Raw genomic sequence first — 11415 nt, forward strand, 5'->3', positions numbered from 1 at the left:
CCCCGCGAATGTGTACTTTGTCGCCCGAAGCCCGCACCGCGGACCGCACCGGATGAATGGCGCCGCGCGTGGGCTTGCGGTGAAAAAACGTCAGCCAAAGAACGACAAACCGAAAAACCGCGGTGTCTACGACTTCGGAAGGAAAGAGCAGCAATGGTGACGGAACGCATTCAGGTTGGCGGCTTGCAAGTTGCCACGGAGCTTCACCGCTTCATCGAGAACGAAGCCCTGCCAGGCACCGGCGTGACGCCGGAGCAATTCTGGTCGGGCCTTGACACGATCCTCCACGATCTGGCCCCGCGCAACCGCGCGCTGCTGGCCAAGCGGGACGCGCTACAGGCCCAGATCGACGAGTGGTACCGCAGCCGCCGCGGCCAGCCGCTGGACCGCGCGGCCTACACCGCGTTCCTCAAGGAAATCGGCTATCTCCTGCCGGAAGGCCCGGACTTCGCCGTGACGACCGAGAACGTCGATCCGGAGATCTCCACCACCGCCGGCCCGCAGCTCGTCGTGCCGGTGATGAACGCCCGCTACGCGCTGAACGCCGCCAACGCCCGCTGGGGCAGCCTGTACGACGCGCTCTACGGCACCGACGCCATCCCCGACACGGACGGGGCGGAGCGCACCGCCGGCTACAACCCGAAGCGCGGCGAGAAGGTCATCGCCTTCGCCCGCGACGTGCTGGACCGCGCCGCGCCGCTGTCCGACGGGTCGCACGCCGACGCCGCCGGCTACACGGTGGACAACGGCCGCCTCGTCGTCGCGCTGAAGGACGGCCGCAACACGGGTCTGGCCGAGCCGGAACGTCTGGTCGGCTACGACGGCGCGCCGTCCGCCCCGACCGCCATCCTGCTGGCCGACAACGGCCTGCACATGGAAATCCGCATCGACCGCAGCCACCCGATCGGCAAGACCGACGCGGCCGGGGTCGCCGACCTCGTGCTCGAATCCGCCCTGACCACCATCCAGGACTGCGAGGATTCCGTCGCCGCCGTGGATGCCGAGGACAAGGTGCTGGCCTACCGCAACTGGCTGGGCCTGATGACCGGGACCCTGACCGCCAGCTTCCCCAAGGGCAGCGGCACGGTGGAGCGCCGGCTGAACCCCGACCGCAGCTACACCAGCCGCAACGGCGAGACGATCACCCTGCCGGGCCGCAGCCTGATGCTGATCCGCAACGTCGGTCACCTGATGACCAACAGCGCGGTCCTGCTCAACGACGACAGCGAGGCGCCGGAAGGCATCCTCGACGGCATGATCACCTCGCTGATCGCGCTGCACGACGTCAAGGGCGCCCGCCTCAACAGCCGCGCCGGCTCCGTCTACATCGTGAAGCCGAAGATGCACGGACCGGAGGAGGTCGCCTTCGCGGACGAGCTGTTCGCCCGCGTCGAGGACGCGCTGGGCATCGCACGCAACACGCTGAAGATGGGCATCATGGACGAGGAGCGCCGCACCACGGTGAACCTCAAGGAGTGCATCCGCGCCGCCGCGGCGCGCGTGGTGTTCATCAACACCGGCTTCCTCGACCGCACCGGCGACGAGATGCACACTGCCATGGAAGCCGGCCCGATGATCCGCAAGAACGACATGAAGTCGTCCGCCTGGATCAAGGCCTATGAGGACTGGAACGTGGACACTGGCCTGCTCTGCGGGCTGAAGGGCCACGCCCAGATCGGCAAGGGCATGTGGGCGATGCCCGACCGCATGGCCGACATGCTGGCCGCCAAGGTCGCCCACCCGCAGGCCGGCGCCAACACCGCCTGGGTGCCCTCGCCGACCGCGGCCACGCTGCACGCCCTGCACTACCATCAGGTCAACGTCGCCGCCCGCCAGGAGGAACTCGCCCGCCGCGAGCGCGCCAGCCTGGACGCCATCCTGACCATCCCGCTGGCCGACCGCCCCAACTGGTCGGAGGAGGAGATCCAGCAGGAGCTGGACAACAACGCCCAGGGCATCCTCGGCTACGTCGTGCGCTGGATCGACCAGGGCGTGGGCTGCTCCAAGGTGCCGGACATCAACAATGTCGGGCTGATGGAGGACCGCGCCACGCTGCGCATCTCCAGCCAGCACATCGCCAACTGGCTGCTCCACGGCATCACCACCGAGGCGCAGGTCATGGAGACGATGAAGCGCATGGCCGCCGTGGTGGACAAGCAGAACGCCGGCGATCCGCTCTACCGCCCGATGGCCGCCGACTTCGACGGCAGCGTCGCCTTCCAGGCCGCCTGCGACCTCGTCTTCAAGGGCCGTGAGCAGCCGAACGGCTACACCGAGCCGGTGCTGCACCGCCGCCGCATTGAGGCCAAGGCGAAAGCCGCCGGCTAAGCCGACGCGCCACCCGGCACGCACCGCAGGCGCTTTTCCGGAGGCCCTTCCCCGTTCGCGGGGGAGGGCCTTTTTCTTTGCGACCCCGCAACAAAATGACCAGAACCAGGACACACAATCACGCGCCGAAGGAAACAAAACAAAGATATTTGATTGCAAACAAAACCGCCGTCCGCTCACAACGTTCTTCCGAACAAATTCCCGCAAACGAACGTCTGATCATCGTACGGACCCTTTGCATACAGGAAACAAACCCTTTTTCATAAGGCAAACTCCCGCCATTAATCCGTAATAGGAACAACGGGAAACTTGATTCCAGGCTCGATTGGATGAATTGTCCGGCCGGAACATCTGACGGCAGCAAGTCCGCAGCAGCAATATATGGAATGGAGCATTGTCATGAATTTCTTGCACGCCATGACCATCAAACGAAAGACAACGCTGGTCTCGGTGTTTGTTTTTATCGTCATGGCGGTCGCAACATTCTCTGTCGGGACCGAAACATCGCGTCAGGAGCGTCACCTGCTCCACGTCCGCCAGACCGCGAACGAGGTGAGCCGCAAAGTGGTGCCGCTGAGCGAGCTGATCGCCAACATCCGTTACGACGTGGCTCAGGTGCAGCAGTGGTTGACCGACGTGTCTGCGACGCGCGGGCTGGATGGGCTGGACGACGGGCCGGCGAAGGCGGACGAGCACGCGAAGGCCTTCGCCCAGCACGCCGAGACCGCCCATGCCATCGCGCGCGCGCTGGGGCTGACGGAGATGGTGCGGAGCATCGCCGCCACCCAGGCCGCCTTCCCGCCCTTCTATGAGCTGGGCCAGCGCATGTCCCGCGCCTACGTCGACGGCGGCCCGTCGGCGGGGAACGCCATGATGGGGCAATTCGACGCGGTGGCCGAAGGCATGGACAAGGAGATGGAGCGGCTCCTCTCCACCATGGAGGAGGTGCGCGGGGATCGGCTGAACGGCCTCGACGCGGCGGTCACCAACATCGAATCCTCCACCGCCACGCTGAAGACCCTGCTGATCACGACGGCCACGGTCACGCTCCTTCTGATCGCCGCCTCCGTCGTCTTCCTGCGCCAGGCCGTGGTCGGGCCGATTGACCGGATGCGGCTGACCATGACCGGCATGGCCGCCGGCGACTTGCGGACGGAGGTCGGATTCGAGGGGCGCGGCGACGAGATCGGCCAGATGGCCGATGCCGTGCGCGTCTTCCGCGAAGCCGGCCTGGAGAACGAACGCCTGCGCGCCGAACAGGAGCGCGCCCGCACCGCAGGCGAGGAGGAACGGCGTCAGTCCCTGGCCGCCATGGCCGACACGGTGGAGCGCGAAACCCGCGCCGCCGTGGAGCAGGTCGCCCGGCACGCCGGACAGATGGCCGACAACGCTGAGGCGATGGCCACCTCCGCCGGAATGGTCAGCGACAATTCCCAGACCGTCGCCGCCGCGGCGAGCCAAGCCCTGGCCAATGCCCAGACCGTCGCCGCCGCAGCCAACGAACTGTCCGCCTCCATCCGGGAGATCGGCCGACAGGTGACCGCATCGGCATCGGTGACCGGACAAGCCGTGGAGAAGGCCGGTTCCGCCAGCGCGATCATCGGCCATCTGTGGGAGGCGGTAGAGCGCATCGGCGCGGTTGCCCGCCTGATCGGCGACATCGCCAGCCGGACGAATCTGCTGGCGCTGAACGCCACCATCGAGGCGGCCCGCGCCGGGGATGCCGGAAAGGGCTTCGCGGTCGTGGCGCAGGAGGTCAAGAACCTGGCCAACCAGACCGCCCGCTCCACCGAGGAGATCGCCACGCTGATCACCGATGTCCAGTCGGTCACCAAGCAGGCCGTGGACCGGGTGGGCGAGGTTGCCGCGACCATCGACCAGGTCTCCGACATCTCCTCCTCTATCGCCGCCGCGGTCGAGGAGCAGGACGCCGCCACCCAGGAGATTGCCCGCACGGTCAACGAGACCAGCCACGCCGCGCAAGAGGTGTCCAGCCGCATCGCGCTGGTGTCCGAGGAGGCCAACCAGACCGGCGAGCGGGCCGGCGGCATGCGCGCCGTCGCCGGGGACGTGGCGCGGAGCATCGACGACCTGCAGAGCATCCTGGTGCGCGTGGTCCGCACCGCGACCAGCGACGTCGACCGCCGTCGCAACACGCGCTTCCCGATCGACCTGCCCTGCACCATTGACGGTGCCGGTGCCGGCACGGGCAGCAAGGCGCGGATCGCCAATCTCTCGTCCGGCGGCGCGATGATCATGGATGCGCCGATGATGACCGTGGGCACCCCCGGCACCCTGCGTGCGCCCGGCCTGTCCCGCCCCGTGCCCTTCACAGTAAACGCCTGCGAGCCGGGGCAACTGCACGTGAAGTTCTGCGTGCCGGAGGCCGACCAGCCGGCGTTGGACCGCGATCTGGAAGCCCTGGTGCGCGGCACGGCGGCGAACCGCAGCGCGGCCTGACGCACGACGCCGCAAGGCCCTTGCCAATCGGGGCGAGGGCCGACACCGGCCGGATGGCAAAGCCCAGATATGGCGAAGGCCGGAAACCCGTCTGGGTTCCGGCCTTCGAGGATGGTGGGCGCGACAGGGATTGAACCTGTGACCCCTACGATGTCAACGTAGTGCTCTCCCGCTGAGCTACGCGCCCATCCGTGTCGCCGGTCGGTTCGGGGTTCGGCATCCGTCTTGCGTCCCGTCCGGCGTGGGCGTGGGGTGTACCATCATCCCGGAGGTCTGGCAAGCCTCGATTTCACTTTTTTGCGGCCCGATGACGAACGCGGCCATTTTTTCCGCCGACGGGACGGCAGGCGCCTCACATCTGTTGGGGCGTGAGCGGGACGGTGCGTGACAGAGCCGTCCGGGTCCACTACATCACAGTGCCATGGATGCTTCCGTCGACGCCGCCACACCGGAGCCGGCCTTCGAACTTCTGGCCCCGGACGAACAGACCAAGCCGCTGGTGCTGGCCTCGCCGCACAGCGGCAACCGCTATCCGGCCGAGTTCCTGGCAGCGGCGCGGCTCGACCCGCGCGCGCTGCGCAAGTCGGAGGACTGCTTCGTCGACGAGATCTTCGCGGGCGCTCCGGCGTTGGGCATACCGCTGATCCGCGCGCTGTTCCCCCGCGCCTTCCTGGACGTCAACCGCGAAGCCTACGAGTTGGACCCGGAGATGTTCGCCGACCCCCTGCCGCCCTATGTGAACACGCGCTCGCCGCGCGTGGCCGCGGGGCTGGGCACCATTGCGCGGGTGGTCGCCAACGGCGAGGACATCTACCGCGGCAAGCTGCGCTTTTCCGAAGCGGTGCGGCGGGTGGAACAATGCTACACCCCCTACCACACCGCACTGCGCCGTCTGATCGAGGACACCCGCGCCCGCTTCGGCCACGCGGTGCTGATCGACTGCCATTCCATGCCTTCCCCCGGGCTGGGCGACCGCGACAACCGGCGCAGCGACATCGTGCTGGGGGACTGTTTCGGCAATTCCTGCGCCCCTGCGGTCACCGAGACGGCGGAGCGGTTCCTGCGCGGTCTGGGTTACACGGTCAGCCGCAACGCGCCCTACGCCGGCGGCTACACCACCCGCCATTACGGACGCCCGCGCCAGGGTATCCATGTGCTCCAGATCGAAATCAGCCGCGACCTCTACATGGACGAGGCCACGCTGTCGCGTCTGCCCTTCCTGACCGTCCTGACCCGGCACATGCATGAGATGGTGGACAACATCGCCCACCTGCCACCCACCCCCCTTGCCCCGCGCTGACCAGCCCATCGCGCCGGGCCGCGCACAAAAAAAGGCCGGGGCAAAGGCCCCGGCCCGAGTCTAGGGAGGAAACGCCCAAGAAGTGCGTTACGGCACCGCCCGCGTCGCAGACACGATCGATGCCGCACTGCACAATATGATGAAGCCCCGCCCGGGGATCAAGAGGGAAAATCTTTTTTCATGTCATTCAATGACTTAACCAAGGTTAAGACACAGTTGAGGCGCGGTGCAAACAGCCGCTTATGCTGCATTGCACACAGAATCCCGGCCCTGCTCCCGCACAATTTGGGGCTGGCGGCGCGCCCGCCAACCCACCCCGGTCCTTCGGCATAACCCATTCGACCGATAGGGAACCAACCCCCCACACGGTCGTTTTGTCCCTGCGCGTCCCGGGGTCTGCCCCGCCACACGCGATTCGGCCGCCTTTTCAAGCAGCCGTCCGGCACCGGAGAACCACCCACGTGAGCAGACTGGTCGTCGTATCCAACCGCGTTGCCCCCATCGACGAAGGCAAGCAGGCCGCCGGGGGCCTCGCCGTGGCCGTGCTGGCCGCGCTGAAGAAGACCGGAGGCATCTGGTTCGGCTGGAGCGGCACGGTGGTCGAGGAGGAATCGCAGAGCGAACCCCGGCGCACCGACGTCGGGCGCCTGACCTACGCGACGCTGGACCTCAGCCGCCGCGACTTCGAGGAATACTACAACGGCTTCGCCAACCAGACCCTGTGGCCGCTGTTCCACTACCGCGTCGGCCTGATCGAGGTCAGCCGCCGCACGCGCGAAGGCTACAAGCGGGTCAACGGCTATTTCGCGGAGAAGCTCGTCCCGCTGCTGCGCCCCGACGACATGGTGTGGGTCCATGACTACCACCTGATCCCTTTCGGCGAGGAATTGCGCCAGCGCGGCTGCACCCAGCGCATGGGCTTCTTCCTGCACACGCCCTTCCCGGCCCCGGAGATCCTGGTGGCCTTACCCAACCACCGGGAGCTGATCCGGGAGCTGTGCGCCTACGACCTCGTCGGCTTCCACACCCAGGTCGACCTGCGCAGCTTCGCCGACTACATCCGGCAGGAGCTGGACGGCGAGGTGGAGGACCGCGGCCCCGAGGGCGGCATGCTGATCCACGCCTTCGGCCGCACGCTGCTGGCCCGCGCCTTCCCCATCAGCATCGACACCGAAAATCTGGTGGGCATCGCCGAGACCGCCGCCCGCTCCCGACACACCCAGCGGCTGAAGGAGAGCCTCGTCGGGCGGCGGCTGATCATCGGGGTGGACCGGTTGGACTATTCGAAGGGCTTGCCGCAACGCTTCCAGGCCTTCGAACAGCTCCTGGCGGCCTATCCGGAGCATTGCAACCGCGTCTCCTTCCTCCAGGTGGCGCCGCCGAGCCGGGAGGATGTGCCCGAGTACATCGCCATCAAGCGCGAGCTGTCGGAGCTGTCGGGCCGCATCAACGGACGCTTTGCCGAGTTCGACTGGGTGCCGATCCGTTACCTGAACAAGAGCTTCGGGCGGCGCGTGCTGGCCGGCTTCTACCGCACCGCCCATGTCGGGCTGGTGACTCCGCTGCGCGACGGCATGAATCTCGTCGCCAAGGAGTATGTCGCCTGCCAGGACGCCGACGACCCCGGCGTCCTGGTGCTGTCCACTTTCGCCGGCGCGGCGCGGGAACTCGATTCGGCGCTGATCGTCAACCCTTTCGACATCGAGGCGGTGGCCGACGCCCTTCAGCGCGCCCTGACCATGTCCCTGCCCGAGCGCAAGGAACGCCACGCGGCGATGATGCGCACCCTGCGCAGCCACGACATCGGCTGGTGGCGGGAAAGCTACGTCGATGCCTTGACGCGCGCGCCGTACGGGTGAAACTGATCGCATGACCACAGACCACACCACCCCAGGCCAAAGCACCACAGGCCGCAACGCCGTTTCCGGCCCCGTCACCCTGGTCGCCGACATCGGCGCCACCAACGCCCGCTTCGGCCTGATCGACGGCACGGGCATCCACGGGTCGCGCGTGCTGCGCTGCGCCGACTTCCCGTCGCTGGAGGCGGCGGCTCTCGCCTATCTGGGCGGCGTGGCGCACGACGCCCGGCCCAGCCGCGGCGCCTTCGCCATCGCCGGACCGGTGACCGGCGACGCGGTGCTGATGACCAACCGCGGTTGGTCCTTCTCCACGGCCGAGGTGCGCGGCAAGCTGGGGCTGGAGCGGCTGGCCGTCATCAACGACTTCACCGCCGTCGCCCTGTCGGTGCCCCGCCTCACCGCCGCCGACGTCCGTCAGGTGGGCGAGGGAGCGCCGGTACCGGGCCGCGTCGTCGGGGTGATCGGGCCGGGCAGCGGGCTGGGCGTGTCGGGGCTGGTGCCCGGTGCCGAGGGATGGACCGCGCTGGCCGCGGAGGGCGGCCACGTCACCATGGCGCCGGTCAGCGATCGCGAGAGCGCCGTTTTGGCCCAGCTCCGCAAGAGCTTCGACCATGTGTCGGCGGAGCGGGTGCTGTCCGGGCCGGGGCTGGTCAACCTCTATCAGGCGCTGTGCGTCCTCGACCACCAGGAGCCGGAACCCTTCACCCCGGCCCAGGTGTCGGATGCGGCGACGGCCAACACCAACCCGCATTGCGTGGAGGCGGTGGAGATGTTCTGCGCGATGCTCGGCACCGTGGCGGGCAACCTCGCGCTGACGCTGGGGGCACGGGGCGGCATCTACATCGCGGGCGGCATCGTGCCGAAGCTGGGCACCCTGTTCACCCACTCCCGCTTCCGCAAGCGCTTCATGGAGAAGGGCCGGATGCGCGACTTCCTGGCCCCCATCCCGACCTACGTCATCACCCATGAGCTTCCCGCCTTCCTCGGTCTGGCGGAGGCCGCCGAGCGGGCCTGACGCCCCTTATTCGGCCAAGCGCGAGGCGGCCAGCGTGATGTCGGCCAGGAAGGTCGGTTGTTCGGCGAGCTGGCCGCGCAGGATGTAGCTGGGGTGGAAGGTCGCCACCACCTCCGCCCCCGGCACGAGGCGGCAGGGCTGGACCGTGCCGCGCAGCTGCATGATCCCGTTCAGCCCGGTCAGCGCCCACAGCGGCGTGCGGCCCAGCGCGACAATGACGCGGGGGACGAAGCCCTCCAGCGTCCGCTGCAGATGCTCGATCTCGCCGGAGAAGTCCGCCAGCACCCAGTCGGAGGTGCCGAACGGCCCCCAGCGCTCATCCAGCGCCCGCCCCTCCTTCTTCGCGCGGGTGCGGGAGGCGAAGAAATGTCCCACCTTGTTGCCCGGCGGCTGGTAGCGGAAGACGTTGGCGACGAGGCATTCCGCCCGCTCCAACCCGGCCGCCTTCAGCGTCTCGTCGAGGAGCTGCCCGCTGCGCCCGACGAAGGGAACGCCCCGCCGGGCCTCCTCCGCCCCCGGCGCTTCCCCCACGATGGCGAGGCGCGGCCCGGCGGCGGTCTTGGTGGGCTGCTGGTAGTCGGCGAAGGGCAGGTCCGTCATGCGCGCGTCCATTGCTGATCGTGAGGCTTGCCGCCGCGAGGCTTCGGCCCCAGCATTGTTCGAAACGAGGAGTCCGAACCAACAACACTGGAGGGCACGAGATGGCGACACAACAGGAGCTGGCGGGAAAGAGCTGCGAACCCTGCCGCGGCGGCATCCCCCCGATGGATCGCGCGATGGCGGAAAATTATCTGGTGCAGGTGCCCGGCTGGTCGATCAGGCCGGACCCCGACCGGCTGGAGCGCGACTACCGATTCTCCAACTTCCGCGAGGCGCAGCACTTCGCGATGCGCGTCGGCGATCTGTGCGAAGTGGAAGGCCACCACGCCGAGATCCTCTATGGCTGGGGCCATTGCATGGTCACCTTCTGGACGCACAAGATCAAGGGCCTGCATGAGAACGACTTCATCATGGCCGCCAAGGTCGAAGGGTTGATGGACGAACCTTACGCCCCGGTGTCGGAGTCCATGGGCGACGTCTCCCCAACCGCGCGCCGCGGGTGATTTTGCCCTTTCCTCAACTTTTTCCCCTCTCCCCTCCGGGGAGAGGGTTAGGGTGAGGGGGTTGCGCCTGTGCCGGACTTCCCGCAAAGCGCATCCGCCTCACCCGGCCCTCCGGGCCACCCTCTCCCCGGAGGGGCGAGGGAAAGCCAACCCGGAGCACGCCCCATGCCGACCGCCCATCCCGCCGTCATCCAATGGGGACTGTCCAGCTACAGCGGCTGGGGCGTCAACGGGCTGCAACTGGCGCTAAGCTGGACGCGCAGCGGACGGCTGGTGCCGGTCTGCTCGCTGCCGCTGCGGCTGGAGGACATCGCGCTGTCCCCGCTGGAATGGCGGCGCATGAGCGGCTTCGTCCGCGAGTCCGAGGCGCTCTGCCACCAGATCGCGCCCCATGCGGGGCAGGAGGTCAAGGTGTCGGTGCCGGTGCTGCGCGGGCTCGGCAACAACCTCGTCGGCAGCCGGTCGGTGGAGGGCGTGACCCTGCAAGGCCAGCCCACCGTCGGTGTCTGCTATCTGGAAGACAGCGCCATCGACGCGGAGGGCCGGGCGCGGGCGGAGCAATGCGCGGCCATCGTCGCCGGGTCGAGCTTCGTCGAGCGGGTGCTGACCGGCGCCGGCATCGGGCCGGTGCGGACGGTGCTGCAAGGCGTCGATCCCACGCACTTCCACCCGGCGCCCAAGATCGGCTGGTTCAAGGACCGCTTCGTGGTCTTCTCCGGCGGCAAGCCGGAGTTCCGCAAGGGGCAGGACCTCGCCCTGCTCGGCTTCCGCGCCTTCGCCGAGCGCCATCCGGAGGCGCTGCTGCTGACCGCCTGGCACAACCCTTGGCCGAAAAGCGCCCGCTCGCTGGAGGCCAACCCCGCCGTGGCGCCGGTGTGCTTCCACGAGGACGGGCAGTTCGACGGGGCGGGCTGGGCGGTCGCCAACGGGTTGCGCGCCGATCAGGTGATGGACCTCGGCCCGGTGCCCAACGCCGACATGGCCCGCATCCTGCGCGAGGTCGACGTCGGCCTGTTTCCTAACCGCGGCGAGGGCGGGACCAACCTCGTCGCCATGGAATGCATGGCCTGCGGCATCCCTGCCATCCTGTCGGCCAACACCGGGCATCTCGACCTGATCGGGGCGGACCGCTGCGTCCCGCTGATCTGGCAGGGCACCGTCCAGGCTTCCTTCGGCACCGAGGGGTGGGGCGAGAGCGACGTGGACGAGATCGTCGCGGCGCTGGAAGGGTTGTGGGCCGACCGCGCCCGCGCCGCGGCCATCGGGCGGGCGGGCGCCGCCTTCCTGGCCGGGCTGACCTGGGACCGCTACGCGGACGGGGTGGCGGAGGTCGTGGAGTCGGTGCTGTAG

8 protein-coding genes and 1 tRNA gene are annotated in these 11415 nt (G+C 68.3%); 7 read left to right on the top strand and 2 right to left on the bottom strand.

What is annotated here, in order from left to right:
• The first annotated feature begins 156 nt into the window (after positions 1–156).
• Positions 157–2328: a malate synthase G gene (locus H1Q64_RS01205; RefSeq protein ID WP_237904894.1), complete on the top strand. Its 2172-nt coding sequence runs from the start codon at positions 157–159 to the stop codon at positions 2326–2328.
• A gap of 552 nt (positions 2329–2880) precedes the next feature.
• A complete protein-coding gene (locus H1Q64_RS01210) occupies positions 2881–4788 on the top strand; it encodes a methyl-accepting chemotaxis protein (protein WP_237904053.1) in 1908 nt (635 codons plus the stop codon).
• A 112-nt stretch (positions 4789–4900) separates the two neighbouring features.
• On the opposite strand, the gene H1Q64_RS01215 is transcribed toward H1Q64_RS01210, so the two are convergent.
• A tRNA-Val gene (locus H1Q64_RS01215) sits at positions 4901–4975 on the bottom strand.
• Positions 4976–5209: 234 nt separating this feature from the next.
• Here H1Q64_RS01215 and H1Q64_RS01220 point away from each other — a divergent pair.
• The 3 genes from H1Q64_RS01220 to glk all read left to right on the top strand — a co-directional run bounded on the left by H1Q64_RS01220 (position 5210) and on the right by glk (position 8962).
• On the top strand, positions 5210–6088 hold the full coding sequence (locus tag H1Q64_RS01220) for an N-formylglutamate amidohydrolase (protein ID WP_237904054.1): 879 nt from the start codon (positions 5210–5212) through the stop codon (positions 6086–6088).
• A 461-nt stretch (positions 6089–6549) separates the two neighbouring features.
• Positions 6550–7947, top strand: a complete 1398-nt coding sequence (gene otsA, locus H1Q64_RS01225) for an alpha,alpha-trehalose-phosphate synthase (UDP-forming) (protein ID WP_237904055.1) — start codon at positions 6550–6552, stop codon at positions 7945–7947.
• 10 nt (positions 7948–7957) lie between these two features.
• Complete coding sequence (glk, locus tag H1Q64_RS01230; RefSeq protein WP_237904056.1) at positions 7958–8962, top strand: glucokinase; 1005 nt, start codon at positions 7958–7960, stop codon at positions 8960–8962.
• Between the two features lie 6 nt (positions 8963–8968).
• On the opposite strand, the gene H1Q64_RS01235 is transcribed toward glk, so the two are convergent.
• Positions 8969–9562 carry a uracil-DNA glycosylase gene (locus H1Q64_RS01235; RefSeq protein WP_237904057.1) on the bottom strand — a complete coding sequence of 198 codons (594 nt, stop codon included), beginning with the start codon at positions 9560–9562 and terminating at the stop codon, positions 8969–8971.
• Positions 9563–9663: 101 nt separating this feature from the next.
• Here H1Q64_RS01235 and H1Q64_RS01240 point away from each other — a divergent pair, with 101 nt between their 5' ends.
• Both H1Q64_RS01240 and H1Q64_RS01245 read left to right on the top strand, forming a co-directional pair.
• Positions 9664–10065 (top strand): 4a-hydroxytetrahydrobiopterin dehydratase, encoded by a 402-nt coding sequence (locus H1Q64_RS01240; protein WP_237904058.1) that lies wholly within the window; start codon positions 9664–9666, stop codon positions 10063–10065.
• A gap of 165 nt (positions 10066–10230) precedes the next feature.
• A complete protein-coding gene (locus H1Q64_RS01245) occupies positions 10231–11415 on the top strand; it encodes a glycosyltransferase (protein ID WP_237904059.1) in 1185 nt (394 codons plus the stop codon).

Origin of the sequence: Azospirillum brasilense, from assembly GCF_022023855.1 — a bacterium.
GTDB classification, from domain to species: domain Bacteria; phylum Pseudomonadota; class Alphaproteobacteria; order Azospirillales; family Azospirillaceae; genus Azospirillum; species Azospirillum brasilense_F.